At 62.1% G+C, this 26,244-nt stretch carries 21 protein-coding genes and 1 pseudogene; 12 read left to right on the top strand and 10 right to left on the bottom strand.

Annotated features, from left to right (window positions below; translation table 11 throughout):
- Positions 1 to 6 precede the first annotated feature (6 nt).
- Positions 7 to 624, bottom strand: a complete 618-nt coding sequence (locus tag AB7813_RS00975) for a glutathione S-transferase family protein (RefSeq protein ID WP_441227873.1) — start codon at positions 622 to 624, stop codon at positions 7 to 9.
- Between the two features lie 374 nt (positions 625 to 998).
- On the opposite strand from AB7813_RS00975, the gene ccmI reads away from it, so the two are divergent.
- The 4 genes from ccmI to AB7813_RS00995 are packed head-to-tail and all read left to right on the top strand — an operon-like array spanning position 999 to position 5,114.
- Positions 999 to 2,117, top strand: a complete 1,119-nt coding sequence (ccmI, locus tag AB7813_RS00980) for a c-type cytochrome biogenesis protein CcmI (protein WP_439063564.1) — start codon at positions 999 to 1,001, stop codon at positions 2,115 to 2,117.
- 6 nt (positions 2,118 to 2,123) lie between these two features.
- The gene (gene ccmE / locus AB7813_RS00985; RefSeq protein WP_231080987.1) at positions 2,124 to 2,633 is read left to right on the top strand and encodes a cytochrome c maturation protein CcmE; all 510 of its coding nucleotides are present in this window, start codon (positions 2,124 to 2,126) and stop codon (positions 2,631 to 2,633) included.
- A complete protein-coding gene (locus tag AB7813_RS00990) occupies positions 2,630 to 4,612 on the top strand; it encodes a heme lyase CcmF/NrfE family subunit (protein WP_439063565.1) in 1,983 nt (660 codons plus the stop codon). Before ccmE ends, AB7813_RS00990 begins: the two co-directional genes overlap by 4 nt.
- A gap of 4 nt (positions 4,613 to 4,616) precedes the next feature.
- Complete coding sequence (locus AB7813_RS00995) at positions 4,617 to 5,114, top strand: cytochrome c-type biogenesis protein (protein ID WP_439063566.1); 498 nt, start codon at positions 4,617 to 4,619, stop codon at positions 5,112 to 5,114.
- Between the two features lie 42 nt (positions 5,115 to 5,156).
- On the opposite strand, the gene AB7813_RS01000 is transcribed toward AB7813_RS00995, so the two are convergent.
- The 3 genes from AB7813_RS01000 to AB7813_RS01010 form a co-directional block, all read right to left on the bottom strand.
- Entirely contained in the window at positions 5,157 to 5,888 is a 732-nt protein-coding gene (locus tag AB7813_RS01000; protein ID WP_120290905.1) for a sulfite exporter TauE/SafE family protein, read from the bottom strand.
- A 570-nt stretch (positions 5,889 to 6,458) separates the two neighbouring features.
- Complete coding sequence (locus tag AB7813_RS01005; RefSeq protein WP_439063567.1) at positions 6,459 to 8,228, bottom strand: hybrid sensor histidine kinase/response regulator; 1,770 nt, start codon at positions 8,226 to 8,228, stop codon at positions 6,459 to 6,461.
- A gap of 57 nt (positions 8,229 to 8,285) precedes the next feature.
- The gene (locus AB7813_RS01010; protein WP_439063568.1) at positions 8,286 to 8,948 is read right to left on the bottom strand and encodes a response regulator; all 663 of its coding nucleotides are present in this window, start codon (positions 8,946 to 8,948) and stop codon (positions 8,286 to 8,288) included.
- 148 nt (positions 8,949 to 9,096) lie between these two features.
- Here AB7813_RS01010 and AB7813_RS01015 point away from each other — a divergent pair.
- Positions 9,097 to 9,599, top strand: a pseudogene (locus AB7813_RS01015) (IS630 family transposase); the annotation flags it as partial.
- Between the two features lie 44 nt (positions 9,600 to 9,643).
- Here AB7813_RS01015 and AB7813_RS01020 read toward each other — a convergent pair.
- Complete coding sequence (locus tag AB7813_RS01020; RefSeq protein WP_439083614.1) at positions 9,644 to 10,330, bottom strand: GntR family transcriptional regulator; 687 nt, start codon at positions 10,328 to 10,330, stop codon at positions 9,644 to 9,646.
- Positions 10,327 to 11,235: an amidohydrolase family protein gene (locus AB7813_RS01025; protein WP_439063569.1), complete on the bottom strand. Its 909-nt coding sequence runs from the start codon at positions 11,233 to 11,235 to the stop codon at positions 10,327 to 10,329. Before AB7813_RS01025 ends, AB7813_RS01020 begins: the two co-directional genes overlap by 4 nt.
- A gap of 136 nt (positions 11,236 to 11,371) precedes the next feature.
- Between AB7813_RS01025 and AB7813_RS01030 the strand changes: the two genes are divergently transcribed.
- The 4 genes from AB7813_RS01030 to AB7813_RS01045 all read left to right on the top strand — a co-directional run bounded on the left by AB7813_RS01030 (position 11,372) and on the right by AB7813_RS01045 (position 15,518).
- Positions 11,372 to 12,340, top strand: a complete 969-nt coding sequence (locus AB7813_RS01030; RefSeq protein WP_439063570.1) for a Bug family tripartite tricarboxylate transporter substrate binding protein — start codon at positions 11,372 to 11,374, stop codon at positions 12,338 to 12,340.
- A 38-nt stretch (positions 12,341 to 12,378) separates the two neighbouring features.
- The gene (locus AB7813_RS01035; protein ID WP_439063571.1) at positions 12,379 to 12,774 is read left to right on the top strand and encodes a carboxymuconolactone decarboxylase family protein; all 396 of its coding nucleotides are present in this window, start codon (positions 12,379 to 12,381) and stop codon (positions 12,772 to 12,774) included.
- A 188-nt stretch (positions 12,775 to 12,962) separates the two neighbouring features.
- Positions 12,963 to 14,558, top strand: coding sequence for a Do family serine endopeptidase (locus AB7813_RS01040; RefSeq protein WP_089267098.1), 1,596 nt, complete (start codon positions 12,963 to 12,965; stop codon positions 14,556 to 14,558).
- A 279-nt stretch (positions 14,559 to 14,837) separates the two neighbouring features.
- Positions 14,838 to 15,518 (top strand): response regulator transcription factor, encoded by a 681-nt coding sequence (locus tag AB7813_RS01045; RefSeq protein ID WP_089267309.1) that lies wholly within the window; start codon positions 14,838 to 14,840, stop codon positions 15,516 to 15,518.
- Between the two features lie 93 nt (positions 15,519 to 15,611).
- On the opposite strand, the gene AB7813_RS01050 is transcribed toward AB7813_RS01045, so the two are convergent.
- The 4 genes from AB7813_RS01050 to AB7813_RS01065 form a co-directional block, all read right to left on the bottom strand.
- The gene (locus AB7813_RS01050) at positions 15,612 to 16,964 is read right to left on the bottom strand and encodes a hypothetical protein (protein ID WP_439063572.1); all 1,353 of its coding nucleotides are present in this window, start codon (positions 16,962 to 16,964) and stop codon (positions 15,612 to 15,614) included.
- Positions 16,965 to 17,277: 313 nt separating this feature from the next.
- Complete coding sequence (locus AB7813_RS01055; protein WP_089267099.1) at positions 17,278 to 17,934, bottom strand: HD domain-containing protein; 657 nt, start codon at positions 17,932 to 17,934, stop codon at positions 17,278 to 17,280.
- Positions 17,935 to 17,975: 41 nt separating this feature from the next.
- Positions 17,976 to 18,950, bottom strand: a complete 975-nt coding sequence (locus AB7813_RS01060) for an alpha/beta fold hydrolase (RefSeq protein ID WP_414716925.1) — start codon at positions 18,948 to 18,950, stop codon at positions 17,976 to 17,978.
- Positions 18,951 to 18,988: 38 nt separating this feature from the next.
- Positions 18,989 to 19,729: an SDR family oxidoreductase gene (locus AB7813_RS01065; protein WP_439063573.1), complete on the bottom strand. Its 741-nt coding sequence runs from the start codon at positions 19,727 to 19,729 to the stop codon at positions 18,989 to 18,991.
- 248 nt (positions 19,730 to 19,977) lie between these two features.
- Between AB7813_RS01065 and AB7813_RS01070 the strand changes: the two genes are divergently transcribed.
- The 3 genes from AB7813_RS01070 (at position 19,978) to AB7813_RS01080 (ending at position 26,124) form a co-directional block, all read left to right on the top strand.
- Positions 19,978 to 21,561: a winged helix-turn-helix domain-containing tetratricopeptide repeat protein gene (locus AB7813_RS01070; protein WP_439058065.1), complete on the top strand. Its 1,584-nt coding sequence runs from the start codon at positions 19,978 to 19,980 to the stop codon at positions 21,559 to 21,561.
- A 142-nt stretch (positions 21,562 to 21,703) separates the two neighbouring features.
- The gene (locus AB7813_RS01075; protein WP_231080975.1) at positions 21,704 to 23,164 is read left to right on the top strand and encodes a sensor histidine kinase; all 1,461 of its coding nucleotides are present in this window, start codon (positions 21,704 to 21,706) and stop codon (positions 23,162 to 23,164) included.
- A complete protein-coding gene (locus AB7813_RS01080) occupies positions 23,161 to 26,124 on the top strand; it encodes a bifunctional [glutamine synthetase] adenylyltransferase/[glutamine synthetase]-adenylyl-L-tyrosine phosphorylase (protein ID WP_439063574.1) in 2,964 nt (987 codons plus the stop codon). Before AB7813_RS01075 ends, AB7813_RS01080 begins: the two co-directional genes overlap by 4 nt.
- Positions 26,125 to 26,244: the final 120 nt, after the last annotated feature.

A 26,244-nucleotide genomic window follows, 5' to 3' on the forward strand; every position in this document is an offset into this window, starting at 1 on the left:
ACGCAGTTAAGCCGCAGCGGCGAGGCCGACGGGGGTCTTGGCGAAAGGCACGAAGCCGGGCAGCGCTTCGATGCGGCGCAAGAAGGCGGTCACCTTGGCATAGCCGGACAGATCGACATTTCCTTCCGGCGCGCTTGCGATGTAGCTGTAGAGCGCCACATCCGCGATGGTCGGACCATTGCCGACAAGCCAGTCGCGATCGGCGAGATGCGCTTCGACCAGTGCCAACAAGGCGTGCGCGCGCTCGATGACTTCCTCTGGATTGAAGTTCCTGCCGAAAACGGTGATCAGCCGTGCAGCGGCAGGACCATAAGCCAGTTGGCCGGCAGCGACGGACAGCCAGCGCTGGATGGCCGCGCTTCTCTTCGCGTCATCGGGCAGCCACTCGGCTCGGCCGGACGTCTTGGCGAGATAAACGAGGATGGCGTTCGAGTCGGAGACGATGGTGCCACTGTCATCGAGGACCGGCACCTGACCGAACGGATTGAGCGCAAGGAAATCCGGCGTCTTGTGCGCGCCCGACTTCAGGTCAACCTCGATGAGTTCGTGGGGCAGGCCAAGGAGCGAAGCGAACAGATGCGCGCGATGAGAGTGGCCGGATAGTGGATGGTGATAGAGCTTCATGATTGTGATCCTGAATTCGTGGTCGGGTCCATTCCCGTTCAGCGAATGCAAGTTGCTTCATGATCCGGCGCGCGAGAATGCACGCTCTGTGCACTTCATCATTGCGCCGGATGAAATAACCGCGGCCTTTGTCGGCGCGCGACAGGCCCGATAGCGGTTTCATCAATCGCGTCGATGGGTCTTCCCGGAGGGCATCCACGTCGCGGAGGGGGCATTACTCGGAAAGCGGGCTCGCAGCCGCCGCAATTCTTGATCCAGAACAAGCGGCTGGACGTCGCGATGGCATAAAAGTCAATTGCGCGGCGTCGATGGCCATGGTGTAACCCGGCAAAGACGTCGTTTAGATCGACTCAAGACTACGCCGGAACCCATTGATGGCCTTATGGTTTGTGTTCGCCTTGATGACCGCCGCGGCGACTTTCGCCGTGTTGTGGCCGCTTGGCCGGACCCGCTCCGATGCCGGGGGTACCGAGGCCACTGTCTACCGGGATCAGCTCGCTGAAATCACCCGCGATACCGCCGCCGGCCTGATCGGGCCGACCGAGGCGGAAGCGGCACGTGTCGAGATCAGCCGTCGTCTGCTGGCAGCGGTCGACGCGGAGGGCGCGGCGTCTGTGGGCAGCAGTCCGGGCTTTCGCCGCGCGGTGGCGCTGGTGGCGCTGATCGGCCTGCCGCTGCTGGCCATCGGCTTCTATCTGCCGCTCGGTTCGCCTGCCATGCCGGACTTTCCGCTCGCCGCGCGCAACCAGTCGCCCAGTCCCACCCAGCCGCTGGACAATCTCGTCGCACAGGTCGAGCAGCATCTCGAGAAAAACCCGACCGACGGCCGTGGCTGGACCGTGCTGGCGCCTGTGCTGGCGAAGATCGGCCGTACCGACGATGCGGTGCGCGCGTTCCGCAATGCGATCACTTATGCCGGCGATACGGCCGCGCGGCGCGCCGATCTCGGCGAGGCCATGGCGATGGCCGCCAATGGTGTCATCACCGCGGATGCCAAGACCGAATTCGAACGCGCTGTCGCGCTCGATGCCGGAGAGGTGAAGGCACGCTACTTCCTGGGCCTAGCGGCTGAGCAGGACGGGCGTGGCAGCGACGCGGCGGTGATCTGGCGCGACATGCTGGCAAAGGGATCTGCGGATGCGCCGTGGCGTCCGGTGGTCACGGCGGCCCTGGCGCGCGTCGGCGGCAGCGCTCCGAAATCAGGCCCGAACCTGCCGGCACTGTCGGAAGACACGATCGCGTCGGTACAGGGCATGAATGCAGGCGACCGCAATGCGATGATCCATGGCATGGTCGACCGGCTTGCCACGCGGCTCAAGCAGGATGGCAGCGATGTCGAGGGATGGTTGCGGCTGGTGCGTGCCTATATGGTGCTCGGTGAGCGCGACAAGGCAAAGAGCGCGCTAGCGGATGCACGGGAGGCGGTCGGCACCGATGCCGAGCGGCTGCGCAAGCTGAACGATGGCCTGAAAGACACCGGGCTGGATGGGTAACGCGCAATGACACGCAAGCAGCGACGATTGACGATGATCGGTGGAGCGCTGGTGGTGCTCGCCATCGCGGCCGGACTCGTGCTCAACGCGATGCGCGACTCCATCGTATTCTTCTCGACGCCGCAGATGGTTGCCGAAAAGCAGATCCCCGTTGGCAAGCGCTTTCGTCTCGGCGGCATGGTCGAGCAGGGCTCGCTGGTGCGCGGCGATAATCTCGCCGTGAGCTTCAAGGTCTCCGATGGTGGCGCAACCTTGCCGGTGAACTACAAGGGCATCCTGCCGGATCTGTTCCGCGAGGGGCAGGGCGTTGTCGCCGAAGGCGCGATGGATGCGTCGGGCGTGTTCAAGGCCGATACGGTCCTGGCGAAGCATGACGAGAACTACATGCCGAAGGAAGTCGCTGACGCGCTCAAGAAACAGGGGCGCTGGCAGGAAGGCGAGGGCGGCAAGCCGGTGATGTCGCAGGGCGCTGCAAAGCCAGTGGTGACGCCTGCAAAACAGAGTGTTTTGCAGTGATTGCCGAGGCGGGACACTATGCATTGGTGCTGGCGCTGGCGCTGGCGTTGATCCAGTCGACGGTGCCGATCATCGGTGCGCGCCTGCGCGATCCTGCATTGATGAATGTCGCGCGCTCCACGGCACTGGCGCAGTTGCTGTTTGCGGGGCTGTCGTTTCTCGCGCTGACGACGCTCTATGTCACGTCGGATTTCTCGGTCGCCAATGTGTTCGAGAATTCGCACTCCGCAAAACCGCTGCTCTACAAGATCACCGGCGTGTGGGGAAACCACGAAGGCTCGATGCTGCTGTGGGTGTCGATCCTCGCACTGTTCGGCGGGCTCGTCGCCGCCTTCGGCAATAATCTGCCGCTGTCGCTGCGCGCGCATGTGCTGGCGGTGCAGGGCTGGATCGCCGCGGCGTTCTATCTGTTCATCCTGATGACCTCGAATCCGTTCCTGCGGCTGGCACAGCCGCCGCTCGAGGGCCGCGATCTCAATCCGGTGCTGCAGGATATCGGCCTCGCGGTGCATCCGCCGATGCTCTATCTCGGCTATGTCGGCTTCTCCATCGCATTCTCCTTCGCCGTCGCTGCATTGATCGAAGGCCGCATCGATGCCGCTTGGGCGCGCTGGGTGCGGCCATGGACGCTGGTGGCGTGGATCTTTCTGACGCTCGGCATCGCGATGGGCTCGTACTGGGCTTATTACGAACTCGGCTGGGGTGGCTGGTGGTTCTGGGATCCCGTCGAGAACGCCTCGCTGATGCCATGGCTGTCCGGCACCGCGTTGCTGCACTCCGCGGTGGTGATGGAGAAACGCAACGCGCTGAAGGTCTGGACCATCTTGCTGGCGATCCTTACCTTCTCGCTGTCGCTGCTCGGCACATTCCTGGTGCGCTCCGGCGTCCTCACCTCGGTTCACGCCTTCGCGACCGACCCGACGCGCGGCGTGTTCATCCTGCTGATCCTGTGCGTGTTCATTGGCGGCAGCCTGACGCTGTATATGTGGCGTGCGTCGTCGTTGAAGCAGGGCGGACTGTTCGCGCCGATCTCGCGCGAGGGCGCGCTGGTGCTGAACAACCTGTTCCTCACCACGGCCTGCGCCACGGTGTTCATCGGCACGCTTTATCCGCTGGCGCTGGAAATGCTGACCGGCGAGAAAATCTCGGTCGGCGCGCCGTTCTTCAATCTCACATTCGGGCCGCTGTTCGTGCCACTGCTGCTGGCGATGCCGTTCGGGCCGCTGCTGGCGTGGAAGCGCGGCGATCTCAGAGGCGTGACGCAGCGGCTGATGGCTGCCGGAATCGCCGCGCTTCTGGCGGTAGCACTGGTCTGGGCATGGACGACGGGCGGTGCGGCGCTGGCACCGCTGGCGATCGGGCTCGGCGTGTTCGTCATTGCCGGATCGATCGTCGATATCGCCGAACGCACCATGCTGTTTCGTTTACCGGTCGGTGCGGCGTTCCGCCGTGCGCGCGGATTGCCGCGCGCGGCCTGGGGCACGGCCTTTGCTCATGCCGGCATCGGCGTCGCGCTGATCGGTATCGTCTGCGAGAGCACCTGGAATACCGAATATATCGGCACCATGCAGCCGAATGATGTGGCGAAGCTTGCCGGCTATGAGCTCACGCTCAAGGATGTGACGCAGCGGCAGGGGCCGAATTTCCGCGAAAGCCTCGCGCGCTTCAGGGTGACGCGCGGCGGCGACGAGATCGGCGAGATGACGCCATCGAAGCGCAACTTCACCGCGCGGCAGTCCTCCACCACGGAAGCCGCGCTGCTGTCGCGCGGCGCCAGCCAGCTTTATATCTCGCTTGGTGAGGAGGCCGCCAGCGGCGCAGTTGCCGTGCGGATGTATCACAAGCCGCTGGTGCTGATGATCTGGTGGGGGCCGGTGCTGATGGCCTTTGGCGGGCTGCTGTCACTGTCCGACCGGCGGCTACGCGTCGGCGCGCCGAAGCCGGCCAAGGCGGCGCGCGCACTACAGCCGGCGGAGTGATGGCGTGACACGCATTGTCGCAAGCCTCATCGCCGTCATGTTCCTGCTCGCTGCGCCGCTCGCGCATGCGGTGCAGCCCGACGAGATCATGAAGGACCCGGCCCAGGAAGGCCGCGCGCGCAACCTGTCGAAGGAGCTGCGCTGCATGGTCTGCCAGAACCAGTCCATCGACGATTCCGATGCACCGTTGGCGCGCGACCTGCGCCTCTTGGTGCGCGAGCGCATCGCCACCGGCGAGAGCGACAAGCAGGTGCTGGATTTCCTGGTGGCGCGCTACGGCGAATTCGTGCTGCTGAAGCCGCGGCTCAACCTGCACACGCTGCTGCTGTGGCTGCTGACGCCACTGGTGCTGATCGGTGGTGGCGTTGCGCTATGGTGGCACAACCGGCGGCGGGGCCAAGCTGCAGGCGATGATGATGCCGTGATGAAACTCACCGCCGAGGAAGAAGCGCGGATCGAGCGGCTGATTGCCAAGGAAACGGTGCAGGACAAGCCGGTTTAGTTCGCGGACCCCGGCCAGCAGCCGACTATTGAGAGCTCGCATCTAGATCACAAGGCAAAGTCCCGAAAACAGCAACAAGCCCAGGATAATTCGTTTGAAGGCTGCTTCGTTGACCCGTCCGAACAGGACGATGCCTAAAGCCGTTCCAGCAGCCAAGGCGGGTAGAGACATGCCAAAGTTGATCAAGACCTTTAACGAAAGGCTGTGGTGCGAAAGCATGAGAGCAAGGGCGAAAAGCTGCATGACCCCTATGTAGGGTTGAACCAGACCGCGCTGCTGATTTTTCGGGAGACCATGGATGTCGCACCAGATCGCAGGAAGCGCGCCGGGCATCGCAGTCAATCCGCCGACCAGTCCCCCACCAAACCCTACCAGCGCGTTTCTGCTCTGGCTCTCCATCTGACGCGAGCAGGCAGGCGTTGGCCGGAACAAGGCATATGTCGCGTAAAGGGATACGAGAGCTCCAAAACCCAGTCTGAAGGTTCCAGTACCTACATTTTGCAGGAGATAGATCGCGATCGGAATGCCCAGCAGTCCACCCGCGATGAAAACGAGGCTGGTTTTCCATTGCATGTTCTTGCGTAGCGCAAACAGAGTGGCCGCTTGTACAGTGATGCTGCAAGCCATCATCAATGGCACAGCTTCCATAGGCGGAAAAACGTGTAGCAGGACAGCACCGGCGACCGCCGAGAACGCAAACCCGGAAAGGCCGGAAACGAACGCGCCCGCAAAGACCGCCCCGCTTAGCGTCAAATAAGCCGCTATATCTGACATGGCATCGCTTCCTTTGGAACGGTGATCGTCTTCAATAGCGGGAACGCTGGGGCGTCCGAACTCACTCAAGCGATAACAACCAATCCATCTAGTCGCCGTGGATCGCCGTTGTTGCCGTTTCGATAGGTTGGATACTCGACACGTGGTTCAGCATGTATCCTCCGACAACGTGCAAAATGCCGAAGCCAGCCAGGACAGCGATTGCCCACGCTTTGAGAGGAGACGGAGGAGGCGTTGGTCGACGGATGTGGGAGCTCTTGGTAACTGCCATATCCAAATTTCCTTCTTGCATGCGTTCGGAAAATTCGACTGTCACTTTGAAAGCGCGCTCCTGCTTCTAACTGCCGAATTCAAGATCGGCTGCTGCTTAAGCGCGTCCAGTTGGGGTGAACGATATCGCTGGGTTCATACGCGAGCGATACGGCAGATGTCGTATTTCGTCGTCGGCAAGGAGGCTAATGTCGAAAGGCCCTGCGCCGCCGCAGGTGGCGCCGCCGTGGGAGATCAGCGCCGAGACATAATCTCAACCGTGGCCGGGTGATCGCCAATCCGGGGCAGCTACATATGCTTTTAGCGACCGCTATCGATCGATTCCTTGCCCTCAACACAGGCTGCAACGATCGCTTCGTGCAATTCCTCGCCGGTGATCGGCTTGTGCAGAATACGATGACCGCTGGCGATGGCTTCCTTGATCCGCGACGGCGAGGTATCGCCGGTCACGATAACGGCAGGGACCGAGCGGCCGATATGGGCGCAAAGGGCCCCGATTGCGTCCAGGCCCGTAGCCTCATCTCTGAGGCGGTAGTCGGCAATGATCAGATCGACCGGTGCATCGCCGGCCTCGATCGCCTCTGCATGAATCTGTTGCACCTCGGCGGCAGATCGGCCGGCATAGACGCGATGCCCCTGCAGGGAGAGCAACTGTACCATGATGTCGAGAACATTCCTCTCGTCTTCCACGACCATGATGCCGACGGCGATGCCGGCTGGTGATGCCTTGTTGTCGGGCAAAGGAGTTTCCACCGCACTGGCTATCGGAACCGTAACGGAAAACATCGAGCCGCGCCCGGTGACGGAGACCAGCTTTAGCGGATGTTGCAGCAGTACGGCGGTGCGGCGAACGATGGCGAGGCCAAGGCCGAGGCCGAGCGCGCGATCCCTCGCCGGATTCTGCAATTGCACGAATTCCTCGAACACCATTGCTTGCTGATCTGCGGGGATGCCGGGGCCGGTATCCCATATCTGGATTTCCACCGAAGCGTCGCGCCTACGGCAGCCGAGCAGAACGCCGCCGGATCTCGTGTATCGAAAAGCGTTCGACAGCAGATTGTCCAAAACCCGTTTCAGCATCATGGGATCGCTGTCCACCAGCAGACGGCTTTCAACAACACGCCAATCAAGGCCGCGATCCTTCGCCACGGGCGCGAATTCGTTGCCGAGTTGATTGAAAAGTTGGGACAAATTCACCGTCTCCTTCGCAACAGTGACGACGCCGGCATCGAGCCGGGAGATGTCGAGCAGTCCATTCAGGAGGGCGCTGAGGTTGCCGACAATGGATTTTGCCTTGCCGGCCAGATCGCGAGCATCGCCCGATGCGACAGCGCCGCGGTGACCCAGCGCCGCGAGCGTGGCGATCAGTAGACTCAAGGCATGGATCGGCTGGCGCAGGTCATGACTGGCGGCCGCAAGGAAACGCGTTTTCGCATGATCGGCCGCTTGCGCGCGGTCGCGTTCTTCCTGCAGGTGGCTCACCAGTTCGACATTTTCCAGGCGCAACCTGATGGTCTCACGCAGCATGTGGTACGTTGTGCGGCAGTAATAGAGATTGATGGCCACAAGCCCCGCAAGCAGGGAGAGATATGCGCCGGAGATATCACCTCCATTGGTAATCGAGCGTACCGTGATCGGAAGCACCGTTGCTACGATCGAGCCGACGAGAGCGGGCGGAAAGGCCGAGAGCGACGGAACGGTGCCGCAGATCAGACCGGTCAAGACGATGACCGTGAATGAAAAAGGAATGGGCGCCTCAGGAAGGAACCCAACCCAGCCGAGCATTCCCCACAGCAGGCCTGACACGCAGGAAAACGCAGCCGCAAGCCAAGCCCATCGCAACGCGGATGTCGGCTCTCTATCTCGGCTGAAGAACCGGCGCGCCGCCAGGACGCGTATGGCAGTGAGCAGATACAACGCGCCGAGCCATCCGATCAACCAGCTCGCCGATACGACGCTCCTCAGTACGTATGCTGCCGCCAGGGAGATGAGGATGTTGGCGACCACCACTCCGTAGGAATTGCGATACAAAAGCTCGACGAGCGCCTCGCGTATCTTGTCTTCTTGCATCGAAACCTCTTCGCGCGCCGGTAGGTGCGGCGGCTTCGTTCGCGAGTTGCCGTTGCGCTAGCCCGCTGGAAGGCCGAGACGAATTGCGTAGGCTGCCAATTCAGCACCGCTGTGCAGATCAAGCTTCCGCATCAGATTCTCGCGATGTTTCCGGGCGGTCAGCGGGCTAATGCCGAGCCGATTGGCGATGTCGCGGCTGGTGGCACCGTGAGGGATCATCCCCAGGATTTGCCGCTCGCGCCGTGTAAGCGTGACCGGAGATATGATCGCAGCCGTGGGCTCCGGGGAGTCGTTCGGGCCGTCATGCTGGTCCACCGCAAAACGAACCTCCTCCGCCACATAGGCGTTGCCTTTTCTGATGGCATCGACTGCAGCGATGAGTTCGGATGGATCGCCGCTCTTGGTCAAATAGCCATTCGCGCCTGCAGAAAACGCTGCCCGAATGGAACGTGGCTCAACATTGGCGGTCACGACAAGAACTCGCAGCTCCGGCCATTCGGTTCTCAGGTTAGCTATGAATTGAAACCCGTTCACACCCGGCATGCCGAGATCGAGTATGAGAAGATCGGCGGAGCTTTCGTTCAGCAGCCGGTGAACGGCTTCACCGTCCGCCGCTTCTCCACTGACCGTAAGCCTGTCCACGGTCGACAGAAGCTGTTTCAGGCCTTCCCGAATGAAGGCATGATCGTCAGCAATGATCGTCCTCAGCAGTCCGCTCATGCATCGCCCCGCTACAACGGCGCTAGGATATAAGTCAGATCCAATCAAAGATTGGAATCCATGCATTTCATTTGCCTGATGATCTTAATACAAAATACGCGAGTTGCCGTATTTTTACATATGGTCGCTGAGGCTCAGGACTCATTGAATCCAGGCGCTCGACCGCACCCAACCCGGCTTGCCGATGAAGAAGGGCCGCGTCGGGACGATGATCCACGACTACAAACGGCACGACCAATCTGTTTGCGGCGCTGAATATCCTCGACGGCACCATTATCGGCCGCAATATGCAGCCCCACCGGCACCAGGAGTTCATCCGCTTCCTCAACACCATCGAGGGCCAGGTGCCGGCACGAAGGCGATCCACGCCATCATCGACAACTACGCCAACCGCAAACATCCCAAGGTGCAAGAATGGTTGGCCCGGCATCCCGCTGGACGTTCCGCTTCACACCAACCTCGGCATCATGGCTCAACGCTGTCGAAGGCATCTTCGCAAAGCTTGCGAGACGCCGCCTCAAACGCGGCGTGTTCCGATCCGTGGATGATCTCAAAGCCGCCATCGATCGCTTCGTTACCGAAACCAACGCCGATCTAAAGCCCTTTGTCTGGACGGCCAATCCCAAACTCGTCCTCGTCGCTATCAAACGGGAGAAGCGTCAATCCACTAGTGCAGCTGTTGCCGCGGCCGGCGTCTATTCGGCGGGCAACACCGCCTGGATATTCCGACCCGTGCGTTCGATATGCTTCCGCAGGATCCGTGTTGCATCGCGGGTGCGGCGCTCGATCATCGCATGGGCCATGGCAGTGTGTTCTGCAGGCACATCGCGATCTGGCTGATGTTTCTTCAGGAAGATGCGGCGATAGCGATCGCTCTGATCGTGCAGCGTCGCGCAGAACTGCCGCAGCAGCGGCATCTGGCATGCCGAGATCAGTTCGGCATGGAAGGCGCGATGCGCAATCTCCCAGGCTTCCTGTTCAGCGGCCGAGCGTGAGCCGCGCTTGCAGCGGCTGAGCTGATGCAGCGAGCCGAGCACGCGTCCTTCCCAGGCGACATCGCCGTGTTCGATGGCTTCCTTGACGGCGAGGCCTTCGAGTTCGACGCGTAGCCGGATGATCTCGGCGAGATTGCTCGCCGAGACCGGCGTGACGCGATAGCCGCGCTGGTCGATCAGCGCGACGAGTCCGTCGTTCTCCAGACGACACAGCGCTTCGCGCAGCGGGCTGAGGCTGACGCCGAAGGCGGTGCGCAGGCGATCAAGATTGAGTTTGCTGCCCGGCAGTAGGTCGCCGCGCATGATCGAATCCCGCAAGCGGGCGACGAGCGTGGTGGACAATGTGGTCGGGATCGCGCCGGCCGTAGTGGTGTGTGCGGTGCTCATGATGCCTGTCCGATGCTCTCGAAACCGTAGAGCGAAGCCGGATTATCTACCAGTGCCAATTGCTGCGCTTTGGGATCCGGCAGCCAGAGCGGGATGAGATCGACGAGGTCGCCATCGTTCGGCATCGCGACCGGGCAGATCGGATGTGGCCAGTTACTGCCCCAGAGGATGCGGTCGGGACGCGCTTCGACCACGCACGCGATCATCGGCAGCATGTCGCGATGCGGATAGGGCTCTGCAGAGAGGCGATACAGGCTGGCGAGCTTGATCCAGCAGCGGTCGGTGTCGAGCAATCGCAGCAAGGTTTGGAACGGTTCGGAATCGACGCCTTCCGCGGCGCTGATCCGGGCGAGGTGATCCAGCACGAACGGACTGCGGACCTGCATCAGTTGAGGCGCGACATCGACCAGTTCGCTCGCTTTGTTGAAATGCAGCACGAGATGCCAGCCGAGATCGAAGGTCTCGTCCGCGAGGCCCGCCAGATGCGCAAAGGATGCGCCGCCGCTGACGACGGTGGACATGCGGCAGCCCCGCATGCCGCGGAGGTGCATGTCTTCGAGCTCCTGTTGCGGCAGGCCCGACGGGATCACGGCAACCCCGCGCAGTCGCCGCGGATTGAGGTCGAGGGCCGCGAGGGTCGCACTATTGTCGGTGCCGTGAGCGCCGCCATGCACGATGACGGCGCGGTCGATCCCGAGCGTTTCGTGGAGCTGCATCAGGTCGTCATAGGTGCAGTCTTCGGGCGTGTAGCTGCGCTGTTCGCTGAACGGAAATTCGACCTGCGGGCCGAAGACGTGGACATGGGTATCGCAGGCACCACGCGGCATCACGAATGCCGGCCGCTTCGGATGGCGATCGGGGCCGGGGCAGGGCTTCGGTGGGGCGCCAGGCGTATGCGCACTCATCGTGGCAACTCCCTTCAAATAAGCGATCTTTGTTCGCTGAAAATAAACGGTGGCAATCAGCCGATTTGACGACAGCCTTAAGTAGTGCCAACATAAAATCGACGAAGCAAGAAAAATCGATTATTTGGAGGTTCGCATGCGGCACGTGGTTTCTGCACTGGTGGCTCTGGTCATGTTTTCGCTGGTCGGCCAGGTTGCCCATGCAGGGTTTCCCGAACGCGGCATCAAGATCGTGGTGCCGTTTCCCGCCGGCGGATCGAACGACGTCGTTGCCCGCTTGCTTGGCACCAAGCTGCAGGAGCTCTGGGGACAGCCGGTGGTGATCGACAACCGTGCCGGCGGCGGCGGCAACATTGGCGCGGATGCAGTCGCGCGCTCGCCCGCTGATGGCTATACGTTGCTGCTGACGGCGCCCGGACCGCTCGCGGTCAATCAGTCGCTCTACGCGCAACTCCCCTTCAATCCCGCGCAGGATTTCACGCCGGTGGCGTTGATCGCGTCGGTTCCGATCGTGCTGGCGGTCAATCCGGGCGTGAAGGCGACGACGGTGGCGGAGCTGATCGCGCTCGCCAAGGCATCGCCGGGCAAACTCAATTTCGGCTCGTCCGGCCTGGGATCAACCAATCATCTGGCCGGCGAGCTGCTGAAGGCGCGCGCCGGCATCGATATCGTCCATGTGCCGTATCGCGGCGCGGCGCCGGCGATGAATGATCTGATCGCCGGTCAGATCCCGATGATGTTCGACAACATGCCCGCCATTCGTCCGCAGGTTCAGGGCGGCACGATCCGCGCGATTGCCGTGGCCGGCGCAGCACGTTCGCCTCTGTTCCCGGAGCTGCCGACCATGGCGGAGGCGGGTGTCGCGAATTTCGAGGCGTCGTCATGGTTTGGCCTCGTCGCGCCGGCCAAGATGCCGCCGGATGTGACGAAGCTGCTGGTCGACGGGGTGACCAAGGTGCTGAAGGACCCCGACATGGTGAAGCGTCTCGCCGATGTCGGCGCCGAGCCTGGCACGTTGTCCAGCGACGCGTTCGCTGCGTTTCTGCGCGCCGAGTCGGAAAAATGGGGCCAAGTGGTCAAGACAGCGGGCGCCAAGGTCGAGTAGGGACCTCATGCCAAGATCGATTTGAAAACGGGAATCATATGACGAAGAAAATTGCTGAGCTCGACGAGCTGAAGTCCCGCTACGAGACCATGATTGGCTTCACGCCGCTGAAGATCGCCAAGCGACTGGAACTCGGCATGCGCGTCGATCCCGCGCTGGTCACGGCGCTGGAGGACTGGAGGATTGCGGCGCTGACGCCGACGGCACTGGACCAGAAGACCGTGCAATTGATGTCGTTCGCGATCCTGCTGGTCCAGACGTCCGAAGCTGCTGCCAATCACGCAAAGGCTGCGATCAAGGCCGGGGCTACGCTTGAGGAACTGCACGCAAGCGCCGGAATCGCGGCGCTGTTCCGCGGCGTTGCAGCCTTCAACATGGCCGGCGAAATCCTGGCCGGTCTGTTCCCGGAGACGGCTCAAAAAACCGGCGGCTGATACCGCCGTTGCATCTGCGGATACCGGGATGATTCAGGCACGTTGTCCCCCGCGTCATCCCGCCACACCTGTATCCGCCAGATTACCAAACCTTAATTCCCCTGCCAGCCCACGGTAAGGTGGAAACCTCCATCTTCAGATCACACAAGGCGCCTTGCCCCCGCGCCGTTGCTCTGGAGATTTTCTCGATGTCCGACCGCCCCAACGATTTTTCCGAATTGCCGTCCTACAAGGCGTCCCGCCGTTCGCTGTTCTCTGCGCGTAAATTCGCGCTGATGGCGTCGGTTGTTGCGGGCCTTGGTGTTGCCGCTTATGGCCTGTCGCCCTCCAACGGTCCGGTCGACATCTTCACCACCACTGCGCACGCGCAGGTCGACAAGCAGGTCAAGTCGCAGGCCGCGCAGCCGGTCGGCTTCGCCGATATCGTCGAGCGCGTGAAGCCGTCGGTGATCTCGGTCAAGGTCAACATGAAGGAAAAGGTCGCATCGAAGGATGACGACAACAACGGCGATTCGCCGTTCCAGCCGGGCTCCCCGATGGAGCGCTTCTTCAAGCGCTTCGGCCAGGACGGCGTGCCCCCGGGCATGCGCGGTGGTCCGCGCGGCGGCGGCCGTGGCGTCGTGAGCGGTCAGGGCTCGGGCTTCTTCATCTCGGCTGACGGTTTCGCCGTAACCAACAATCACGTGGTCGATGGCGCCGACAAGGTCGAGGTCTCGACCGACGACGGCAAGACCTATTCGGCCAAGGTGATCGGCACCGATCCGCGTACCGATCTGGCGCTGATCAAGGTCGAGGGCCGCACCGACTTCCCGTTCGCCAAGCTCGCCGACGGCAAGCCGCGTATCGGTGACTGGGTGCTGGCAGTCGGCAATCCGTTCGGCCTCGGCGGCACCGTGACCGCCGGCATCGTCTCGGCCTCGGGTCGCGACATCGGCAGCGGTCCGTATGACGATTTCATCCAGATCGATGCGCCCGTGAACAAGGGCAATTCGGGTGGTCCGGCTTTCGATACGTCGGGCGAAGTGATGGGCGTCAACACCGCGATCTATTCGCCTTCGGGCGGCAGCGTCGGCATCGCGTTCTCGATCCCGGCCTCGACCGTGAAGACGGTGGTGGCGCAGCTCAAGGACAAGGGTTCGGTCTCGCGTGGCTGGATCGGCGTGCAGATTCAGCCGGTGACCCAAGATATCGCCGACAGTCTCGGCCTGAAGAAGGCGGAAGGTGCGCTGGTCGCCGAGCCGCAGGCCGATGGTCCGGCAGCCAAGGCCGGCATCAAGTCGGGTGACGTCATCACCGCGGTGAATGGCACGCCGGTCAAGGATGCACGCGAACTCGCCCGCACCATTGGCGGCTTCGCGCCGGGTAACACGGTGAAGATCAACGTGCTGCACAAGGGCGAGGACAAGGTTCTGTCCATGACCCTCGGCCAGTTGCCGAACACGATAGAGGCGAAGGCCGATGTCGATAGCGGTGACAAGGGATCGTCATCGCGCGGCAGCGACGTGCCGCGGCTCGGCCTCACGGTCTCGCCCGCGAGCAGTGTCGCCGGTGCCGGCAAGGACGGCGTGGTCGTGACCGGCGTCGATCCGAAGAGCGCCGCTGCCGAGCGTGGCTTCAAGGAAGGGGACGTCATTCTCGAAGTCGCCGGCAAGAGCGTGACCAATCCCGGCGATGTGCGCGAGGCGATTGTCGCCGCGCACAACGACAACAAGAACAGCGTGCTGATCAGGGTTCGCTCGAACGGCTCCTCGAAGTTCGTCGCCGTTCCCCTCGCGAAGAGCTGATCACCGCACATGAACGGAGAGTGTCGCCGGCATAGTCGCCCCCGCTGACGGCTCTTTCCAGGGGGCGAGCCACAAACTCGCTCCCGCTGCTTCCTTTCGATGGAAAACGCCCCCCTCCGTTGAAAGGCCAATGGGCGGTGAAGTTTTCCCCAGCTTCACCGCCTATTCTTCTTTCTGCCCCGAAGGATAACCGGCGGGCATTCCGCCGCCTTGCATGAAAGCCCGGTGCGCGCCATGGTGACCGAGACTCACAAGATCCACAGCGAATCCGATCCCCAGATGCGTCTGCTCATCATCGAAGACGACCGCGAATCCGCCGACTATCTGGTCAAGGCTTTCCGTGAGGTCGGCCATGTCGCCGATCACGCCAGCGATGGCGAGGAAGGTTTCGCGCTCGCCGATTCCGGCGATTACGACGTGCTGGTGGTCGATCGCATGTTGCCGAAGCGCGATGGACTCTCTGTTATCGGCGGCCTGCGTGACAAGGGTAACCGGACGCCGGCGTTGATCCTTTCGGCGCTGGGCCAGGTCGACGACCGCATCAAGGGCCTGCGCGCTGGCGGTGACGATTATCTGCCGAAGCCATATTCATTCGCCGAGCTGCTTGCGCGCGTCGAAGTGTTGTCGCGCCGCCAGGGTGGTCCCGCCGAAGAGACGACCTATCGCGTCGGAGATCTCGAACTCGATCGGCTGTCCCATGGCGTGACGCGCGGTGGCCAGGAGCTGGTCCTGCAGCCCCGCGAATTTCGGCTGCTCGAATATCTCATGAAACATGCCGGGCAGGTGGTCACCCGCACCATGCTGCTGGAAAACGTCTGGGATTATCATTTCGATCCGCAAACCAACGTGATCGACGTCCATATCTCGCGCCTGCGCTCGAAGATCGACAAGGGCTTCGAGCGTCCGCTACTGCACACCATTCGCGGCGCAGGGTATATGGTTCGCGATGGCATGAAGTGAGTCAAATCTCGGTTCAGTCAGTAGATTGACCCTTACGCGATCATTGCCGGTCATCATCGCGTCAATGGTCCCGGACTGCGAAAGTGATTGATCTCAATTGACGGGCGGGTGCGCGGGCGCTGACCCGGCGACTGACCGTTCGGGAACCAAGGCGCAGCGCGAGCCTTTAATGACCATCAGCGCCGTGGCCACAACGAGCCCCGTGAAGAGCAGGTAGGTGAGAGACATGTTCTCCCCTGCATCTGCCAGCAGCAGGTAAGCGAACAGTCCTGCAGTCGATGCGGCGTAGCCGAGCCACGCAAGTTTCGGAAAGCGGAAGCCGCTCTCATCACGCGAGAGGTCGAGCACCAGGTATATGGCCAGCAACGTGTTACACAGCGCCGCTGGTAGCAGGCCCATCACGATCTCGCGTTCGAATCCGAGATAGGACAGCACGCCGGAGACCTGAGCGATCACCGGAAACGGCAGGTAACGCGCATTGAGACAGGCGAGCCCGATGGACGCGACCTCGAACGCAAAGAAGTAACGATCGTGCATCTTCGGAAGCAGGTAGGGCATGATCATCAGAGATGCGCATGCGACGAGCAAAATGAACTCTGGGCCTTCTCGCTTGGACCGCGCGAGCAAGGCTGCCAGAGCCAGCCCGCCGAGCGCCGCCAATGCGAGCCCGATGGGGACACCCATCTGGTAGGGAACGCTGCCTGCGAACACCCAGATATTCGCGGCGTTCATGGTGAGGCGGTGGAACGTCTCAGCCTGCTCCATGTAGATGCTGAACACCGAGGCGATGGGTCTGCCGGCGACCACCACAGGAATGGCGAGGGCCGCATAGACCACGGGAACGGCAGCGAGCCATGCCCAGTGAATCTTGTCACGCAACATCATGCCAAGGACAAACGGCCCCAGGAATACGCCTTGCGCCTTCACCGCGACCGCGACTGCGAATGGCAAGATGCCGTTCCGATGCTGCATGAACGCGGCTATCGAAACGAGCGTGAAGAATGTCCAGATCGAGTCGGCCTGTCCCCACACAGCGCCGTTGAAGATTACTGTCGGTGCAAGCCAGACACAGCAAAAGGCAACGCACGCGCGCGATGGTGCCTTATTCGCCGACCACACGATCAGAGCTACCACAATCGCGCAGCCGAATTCGAATACGAACGAGATCGCCTTCACCAGAGTGAGGGGCTGGCCCAGCCCATTGAATTGCGCCGTGATCAACAACAGGTAACTGTAGAACGGCGTGTAGTTGGTGAAGGCTTCGCCAAGCCCGCCGATACCGCGGTCGCGCGCGAATATGTACCAGGGGATCAGGTATCGAACGGCGTCAGTGGTGGCATGCTCCCGAGCGAGGAAGCGGAGCAGGAAGCCTAAAAGAACGCATCCGATCACGATCAAGGAAACAGAAAGCCGCCGGCTATCCAACCGTCGAGCAAGCATCTGCATCAGCCTCAATTCCTCCCCCAAGCTACTTCATCTACTGCCCGATAGCGGTATTTGGTAGGATTAATCGGCCGAGTTGCCGATGTCGTTCTGGTTGTTGTCGGCCTCCAACCGGATCTGCCAAGATCCATGGAGCTTTATCCTCTTCACCCATAACTAAGGAGATTAGGCAAATTTACCCGTGATTCCCACACTTTCGCGCTTGATCAGGTCGCCGGCGAAACTATGGCAGCTGGCGAGATTGCCTTACGACAATCGTGACATTCTCCCGGAACCTGATTCTAATAAAGATGCAGCGGCGGTCCCGTCGCGCCATCTATGGCTGTTCTTCGTCGAACGGCGCGTTGATCACCAGTTCGACGACGGAGCTTGCCTTGTAGCCCGCCACGAAACGTTCGCCGAAATCGCGAATGAAGTTGTCGTAAGTGGTGCCGGGTTGGGTCCGGGCGATATGGCAGAAGCAGCGAGTCATTTTCTGCTTCATTCCCAAACGTGGAAATTCCGCGACAATTGCCGCAACGTCGCTCGGTGGAATAAGCTCATACTGCAAGCCGACGACATCGAAGCAGATGCCGGCGGTGCAGAGCGCGACTTCCGCTTCCTTGAACAGCCCAATCGACGGTGTGGAATTGAGCGCAACGCTATCCCAGATCAACTGAGCACGGCTTCGGTCGAAGCCATGCTCCCGTGCAAAGAGACGCGCGAGGTCGGCGCCTTCCACTTCGAAGCGACGCGGTCCGGCGAAGCGTTCATTGAGCGTGATGTCATGCAGCAGTGCTGCGACGGCGAGAACCTCGCCGTCGTGCTCGATGTTCTGCAGTTGAGCGAGCCGCACCGCAAACAACCATGACCTGACGACATGGTTGAACAGGTACGGTTCGCAACTGTTCCGGGCGTGGTCGATCGCGCTGGCGATGATGGCCGTATCGGGGACGGTTACTCCCGCCAGTTGCCTGTCATTGATCTGTTGCATGTTCGTCGCCTCGCTCTACCGGACCGTGAAGGTTGCTTGTGCTAGCTCTTCAGGAATTTCAGCAGCTCGGCATTGACCTGATCCGCATGGGTCGCCGTGATGCCGTGCGGTGCGCCGGGATAATAGACATCCTTGGCACCCTTGATCAGCTTGGCTGATTTCACCGCGGAGTCCTTCACGGGCACGATCTGATCGTCCTCGCCATGCAGGACGAGGGTAGGGATGTCGAACTTCTTCAGGTCTTCCGTGAAATCCGTCTCCGAGAACGCCTTCACGCTCTCATAGGCGTTCTTCGCGCCAGCCTGCATGCTCCACAGCCAGAACTGATCCAGCGTCCCCTGCGAGACTTTCGCGCCGGGCCGGTTGGCGCCGTAGAAGGCGATCGCCAAATCCTTGTAGTATTGTGAGCGGTCGCCCGCGACACCGGCGCGGATGCCGTCGAACACCTCGATCGGCAGTCCTTCCGGATTGGCTGGTGTCTTCAGCATGATCGGCGGCACCGCCGCGATCAGCACCGCCTTCTTCACGCGCTTGGTGCCGTGGCGGCCGATGTAGCGTGCGACTTCGCCGCCGCCCGTGGAATGGCCGACCAGCGTCGCGTCCTTCAGATCGAGCGTCTCGATGACTGCGGCGAGATCGTCGGCATAGCCGTTCATGTCATTGTTGTTCGAGGCCTGGCTGGAGCGGCCATGACCGCGGCGGTCATGGGCGACGACACGGTAGCCATGCTGGGCGAGAAACAGCATCTGGCCGTCCCACGCGTCCGCGTTGAGCGGCCAGCCATGGGAGAAGGTAACGACCGGGCCCTTGCCCCAGTCCTTGTAATAGATTTCGGTGCCGTCCTTTGTGGTGATGGTGCTCATGGTGCGATGTCCTTTGTGAGCGTGAGGTTTGGTTGGCTTGTCGCCGGCCTTGCCCTCGGCGATCGAGGGCAAGCCGGCAGTGATCGCAGTGATGGCGGCAGCTGCGAGCAGATCGCGGCGGGAGGGTATCGAGCGCGGAACGTCGTCGGTCATGGTCGGTCCTTGGTTGGCGGAGAGGCAGCTTGCGTCGATCAGCCCTTGAGCCAGTCGTCGAGATGGATCGCTCCGATGCGCGCGCCGGCCTCGGGCGTCAGGGAGCGATCATTGATCGGCGTGCCGAAATAGCCCACGTGGATGTCGGCGATGACCTGGCGTGGGTCCTGCTTTGCCGTCAGATATTTGCGCCCGAGTGTGTCGAGCGGGAGCGGTTCGGGCCCGGCCACCTCGACGACGCCGTTCACCGGGGTGCCCAGGGCCAGGTCCACCATGGCGGCTGCCACGTCCGCAGATGCGATGGGCTGGATCAGGGCCGGCGCCAGGCGAATCACGTCGCCGTCCACGCCGCCTTGCACGATGGCGGGGATGAATTCGAAGAACTGCGTCGCCCGCAGGATCGTGTAGGGCATTCCAGACGCCTTGATGTGATCCTCCTGGGCCAGCTTGGCACGGAAATAGCCGCTGGCTTGAAGGTGCTCGGTCCCGACCACAGACAGGGCCAGATGATGCTGGACGTCTGCGGCCTTTTCCGCCGCGAGCAGGTTGCGGCTGGATGTCTGGAAGAATTCCATCACTGGTCCATCCTCGAATGATGGCGAATTCGCCACGTCGATGACAACGTTTGTCCCGGCCATGGCCTCGGCCAGTCCTTCCCGCGTCAGGGTGTTGACGCCCGTCGACGGCGAGGCGGCGAAGACCTTGTGGCCCAGCTTCCTCAAGCCGCTCGCGACTTGCGTACCGATGAGGCCGCTACCTCCGATGACGACGATTTTCATGATATTTTCTCCCTTTCACACGGTGACGATCGTGTAGGCGGACCATGCGCCGCGGTGCACAGGAAGACTTTGCCGCAATCTTCGTTTTCTCTTGAGTTTCGCTTGGATGTTCGTTCAGAAAGGGCCGGCTGGCACGTCACCGCCGATGGCGCGCGACAGGCCAGTTGTGGGGTCGGTTCTGTTGCCTCCTGAAGGTCTTGACGGTTCATTGCCGCCGGCCGAAAACGCAGGCAGTCATGGAGCGCCGAGTGCCGTATCTGTTCGCAGGCTATGTCCTCGACCCCGACCGCAGAGAGTTGTCGCATGGCAGCGACAAGGTGGCGATCACGCCGCAGGCTTTCGACCTGCTGCTGCATCTGGTGAAGAACCGCGACCACGTCGTCAGCAAGGATGCCCTTCTCGATGCCGTGTGGGCGGGACGGATCGTGTCCGAATCGACGCTGGCCAGTCACATCAATGCGGTACGCAAGGCGCTGGGCGATAGCGGGGATGAACAGCGGCTGCTGAAGACGGTGGCGCGCAAGGGCTTTCGCTTCGTTGGCGATGTGACCGAGACGGCAATGCCGGCGCAGTCTGACGCGGCGGTTGCCGATCACGCCACATCGACGGTGAACCCGGACGCCGCGCTGACTTTGCCCGATCGGCCGTCGATCGCAGTGCTGCCGTTCCTCAATCTGAGCGGCGATCCGCAGCAGGACTATTTCGTCGATGGCATGGTTGAGGACATCATCCTCGCGCTTTCGCGGCTTCGCTGGCTGTTCGTCATCGCTCGCAACTCCAGTTTCACGTTTAAAGGCCGTGCCGTGGACGTCCGCGAGGTCGGGCGCGAACTTGGCGTGCGCTATGTACTGGAAGGCAGCGTGCGCCGTGTGGCGAACCGCGTGCGCATCACCGGGCAGCTCGTGGATACCACCACGGGCATGCATCTGTGGGGCGAGCGCTTCGAGAGTGTTGTTGATGACATCTTCGATCTGCAGGACCAGGTCACGGAAAGCGTCGTGGGCGCCATCGCGCCGCAGCTTGAATTTGCGGAGATCGAACGCGCCAAACGGAAGCCGACTGAAAGCCTCGACGCCTATGATTACTACCTGCGCGGACTGGCGAATTTTCATGTGTCGACGCGCGATGGAATCGATGCGGCGTTGGCGAATTTCTACAAAGCCATCGAGCTCGATCCAGACTTCGCTGCCGCCTATGGGATGGCCGCGGGATGCTTCTACTGGCGCAAGATGAACCGCTGGCTTTCCGATCGTGTGGCTGACGGGCGTGAAGCGGCGCGGCTTGCCGAGCGTGCTGTGACGCTTGGCAAGAATGATGCGGTGGCGCTGACACGTGGCGGCCATGCCTGGCCGCATTTCGGCGGCGACCTGCATGCCTGCGTCGCCTATGTCGATCGTGCGCTGGTGCTCAATCCCAATCTCTCGACGATCTGGTACCTCGGCGGCTATCAACGCGTTTCGCTCGGCGAGCACGACGAGGCCATCGCTTATTTTTCACGCGCCATGCGGCTCAGTCCGCTCGATCCCGAGACATTCCAGATGCATACGGGAATCGCGATGTCGCATCTCTATTCGCGACGCTTTGATACCGCGCTCGATTGCTTGCGGGAGGCGTCGCGCGAGGTGCCGAACATTCTCCGTGTCGCTGCATTCCAGGCGGCCGCGCATGCTCTGGGTGGGCGAATGGAGGAGGCGCGTGAGGCGATGGGCCATGTGCGTCGGCTCGATCCCACATTGCGGCTCAGCAATATTGACGACTGGCTGCTGGTGCGGCGACCGCAGGACTTCGCACTTGCATCGGAAGGCCTGCGAAAAGCCGGCCTTCCGGAATGAACCTGGCTGAAAGAGAAAATTCCTGCAGTCGGGCGACATTACCAACATCTCATATTCACGCCCTGTTTGTTACGGCTTGCGCCTGCTAGAACAGGGCATGACTTCCAGAACCTTCCATTTCCGCACGTCCCGAGCGTGACCCGTGACGGCTATCGGTAAACTGTTTCGCACGACGGCCTTCCGGTTGACGTTGGCCTATCTGCTGCTGTTTGCGCTGTTTGCAGCATCGCTGCTCGGCTATTTCGCCTGGAATACACACCGGCTGATCAATGATCAGATCACGACCACGGTCGATGACGAAATGACTGAGCTGAGCGATCTGTTCGGACGGCGCGGCTTGCGTGGAATCGTGGGCGCCATCGAGAACCGGGCGCTGCGTCCTGGCGCCAACCTCTATCTGATCACGACACCGGCGGGTCAATCCATCGCCGGCAACGTGTCCTCACTGGCGCCTGGCGTGATGGCGACCACGGGCTGGTCCGAGACCGCCTATCGCCGGCTCGACGATCCCGACTCGTCCAACCATCGCGCACTGGTGAAGGTGACGCAATTGAGCAGCGGCTTCCGGCTGCTGATCGGCCATGATCTCGAAGAACGCCGGCGTCTATTCGACATCGTCGGCGATGCCGCAAAGTGGTCGGTGCTGATCGTCGTTGTCCTTGGTCTCGGGGGCGGTATCTTCGTCGCCAGCCGCGTGCTGCGGCGGATCGACGCCATGACCGGCACCACCCAGCGCATCATGGCGGGCGATCTCTCCGGCCGTCTGCCGGTCGGACGCAGTGGCGACGAACTCGACCGTCTCGCGGAAAATCTCAATGCCATGCTGGAGCGCATCGAAGCGCTGATGACAGGACTGAAGGAAGTCTCGGACAATATCGCCCATGACCTCAAGACGCCGCTCACGCGGCTGCGCAATCGGGCCGAGGAGGCGCTGGCGCGATCCAGCAACGAGGCCGAATATCGTGCAGCGCTGGAACGCACCATCGAGGAATCCGATGGCCTGATCCGGACCTTCAATGCGCTGCTGATGATCGCACGTGCTGAATCAGGGCAAGCGCGCGGCAATATGGACAATTTCGACGCTGCTGAAGTGGCCGAGGGCATCCACGAGCTCTATGAACCGCTGGCTGAAGACAGCGACCTCACGCTGACCGTCAAGACCGCGGCTGCGCCGCTGCGCGGCAATCGCGAACTGATCAGCCAGGCGCTCGCCAATCTCGTCGAAAACGCCATCAAATATGGCAAACCTGCGATCACGGACGAGAATGCCGATAGCGCAGGCGCTGCGGCTGCCAAGGACATCGTGATCGAGGCGCGGCGCGATGGCGATCAGGTGCTGCTCAGCGTGTCCGATCATGGTCCAGGCATTCCCGAAGCCGATCGGAAACATGCGGTGGAGCGCTTCGTGCGGCTGGAAGCGAGCCGCACATTGCCCGGTTCCGGCCTCGGTCTCAGTCTTGCATCTGCCGTGGCCACGCTGCACGGCGGTGAATTGCAGCTGGGCGACAATCATCCAGGGTTGCGGGTCACGTTGGCGCTGCCGGCAGTGGCCGCCGAAGGCCTTGCGGGTCAAACGGGGAATGTGCCACAGAAGTCGGCATGACCTCAGCCGCAACAGGCGAGGGCCAGCTCCCGCTGGCCGCGCAATTCGTCAGCGGACCGCAGCTGTTCGCCCCCGCCGATGCCGAGCAGCGCTTCGGCGAATGGCTCGCCGATATCGCGCCGGACGATGCCGGCGCGTTTCGTGCGATCACCGACCAATTTCCGCACGTCAAGGCGATCCTGCTCGGCATTGCCGAGGCCTCGCCCTATCTGTTCGATCTGATCCGTGCCGATGCCGGTCGTGCATTGCGGCTGCTGCATTGCGATCCCGATCGCCATCTCACCACTCTGATCGCCGAGACCTCGGCGAATGTCGCTGCCGCCGGTGGCGATCCCGATGTCATGCATCTGCTGCGACGCATGAAATCAGAAGCGGCCTTGTTGATTGCGCTGTGCGACATCGGCGGCGTCTGGCCGGTGATGCGCGTCACGCGGGCGCTGACCGATCTCGCTGTGTCCTCCGTCCAGACGACGGTGCGTTATCTGCTGCGCCAGGACATGGCACGCAAGCGCATCCTGCCGCCGGATCCCGAGAATCCGGAGCAGGGCAGCGGCCTGATTGTGCTGGCGATGGGCAAGATGGGCGCCGGCGAACTGAACTATTCCAGCGACATAGACCTCATCGTTTTCTTCGATCTCGAAGCGCATACGCTGGCCGAGGATATCGAGCCGAATTCATTCTTCGTGCGCATCGCGCAGGGCGTGTCGCGGCTGCTGCAGCAGCGCACCGGCGACGGCTATGTGTTCCGCGTCGATCTGCGGCTGCGACCCGATCCCGCCTCGACGCCGGTAGCGGTCTCGACCGCGTCGGCGCTGCATTACTATGAGCGCGAGGGGCGTACATGGGAGCGCGCGGCAATGATCAAGGCGTTTCCTTGCGCCGGCGATTTCAAGGCCGGCGAGGCGCTGCTGGCCGAGATCGCGCCTTTCGTCTGGCGCAAGCATCTGGATTTCGCCGCGCTGGCCGATGTCCATGACATGAAACGGCAGATGCAGACGTTTCGCGGGCAGAATGAAATCTCCGTCGAGGGCCACAATGTCAAGGTCGGGCGTGGTGGCATCCGCGAGATCGAGTTCTTCGCCCAGACCCAGCAGTTGATTGCCGGCGGACGCCATCCCGAATTGCGCGTGCGGCCGACGCTGGAGGCGCTGAATATTCTCGCTGCCAGCAACTGGATCACCTTCGAGGCGCGCGATGAACTGACGCTCGCCTATGAATTCCTGCGCAGTGTCGAGCATCGGCTGCAGATGGTGGCCGACGAACAGACTCACTCGCTGCCCGACGACGTCGGCGCCATGGAACGCCTTGCGCGCTTCTTCGGCTATGACAGTCGTGAAGCCTTCGCCAGTGATTTGCTCGGGCATCTCAATTGCGTGCAGGGGCATTATGGCCGCCTGTTCGAGGGCGACCCCACCGATAACGTCCATCTTCCGGCGGTCGACTATAAAGCGGGCGCGACGGATCAGCGACTGCTCGAACATTTCACCAAGCTCGGTTTCCGCAAGCCGGCCATGGTGGCGGAGACGGTGCAGCACTGGATGACGGATGATTATCGCGCGCTCAAATATGAGGGCACGCGGCAGGCATTCATGGAATTCGTGCCTTCGCTGATCGTCGGGCTGGCCGATGCCGAGGAGCCAGATCTTGCGGTCGTCGCGTTCGATCGCTTCCTGCAGGCGTTGCAGCGCGGCGGCCGGCTGATCTCGCTGCTCAGCCAGAACCGCGATCTCGTCGCGCTGGTGGCGCTCGTGCTCGGCGCGGCGCCGCGTCTGGGTGACATGCTGGCGCGGCAACCGCAGATCATGGACGGCCTCATCGATCCGCGCTTCTTCGGCGCCATGCCGGACCAGCGCGAATTGTCGACGCGGCTGGCGGCGACCCTCGAAGACGCCAATTCCTATGAAGAGTTTCTCGATCGTCTGAGGCTGTTCGGGCAGGAGAGCCTGTTCCTGATCGGCACGCGCATTCTGTCGGGCACCGTGTCGGCGCAGCAGGCGGGCATCGCTTTCGCCGACGTCGCCGAAGGCATCGCGCATACGCTGCATGGACTGGTGCTCGATCAGTTCGTCGCCCAGCACGGCCGCATCAAGGATCAAGAGACCGCAATCGTCGCGATGGGCAAGCTCGGCAGCCGCGAGATGACGGCGGCGTCGGATCTCGATCTGATTTTGATTTACGACTTCGATCACGACGCGCCGGACTCAGATGGACCGCGCCCGCTGCACGGTGCGCAATATTTCGCGCGGCTGACGCAGCGCCTGATCAGCGCCTTCACCACGCGCACCAATTATGGCGTGCTCTACGAGGTCGATATGCGGCTTCGCCCGTCGGGCCGTGCAGGACCGCTGGCGTCGCGCGTAGATTCCTTCGCTGAATATCAGGAGACCGAGGCCTGGACCTGGGAGCACATGGCACTGACGCGCGCGCGGGTGATTTCGGCGACGCCCGCGTTCCGGGAGAAAATTGAACTGGTCATCCGCGACGTGCTGACGCGTCCGCGTGAAACCACGATCATCGCCAACGATGTTGCCGAGATGCGTCAGGCCATCGCCGAGGAGAAGGGCGAAGACGATATCTGGGACCTGAAACATGCCGCGGGTGGCATGGTCGATATCGAATTCATCGCGCAGTATCTGCAGCTGGTACATGCCGCAGAGAAGCCCGAGATCCTCAGCATCAGCACGCAACAGGTGCTGGAGAACGCGGCGCGGCTGGGCATTCTGTCGCCAGCCGCCGCCGATGTGCTGCGTCCGGCGGTGCGGCTCTATCACGACCTCACGCAGGTGCTGCGGCTGTGTGTGAGCGACAAGTTCAAGCCGGAGACGGCAGGCACGGATCTGTTGCGCATACTCGCACGCGTGAGCAACGAGCCCGACTTCTCCTCGCTGCAAGCGCGGGTGCGCGATATGCAAGCCGACGTGCGGCAGGTGTTCCGCGCTGTTGTCGAAGGTCAGACATAGACCTATCTGCCGCGCCGTGCGGCGGGCATGCGAGTTGTGTATGACGGGCTGCGTATGATCTCGCGTGAACGGCTGGATAGATTCTAAACCCGCCGCATTGTGACCGCACCCTGACGTCCT

This window comes from Tardiphaga sp. 20_F10_N6_6 (genome assembly GCF_052076045.1).
Lineage (GTDB): Bacteria > Pseudomonadota > Alphaproteobacteria > Rhizobiales > Xanthobacteraceae > Tardiphaga > Tardiphaga robiniae.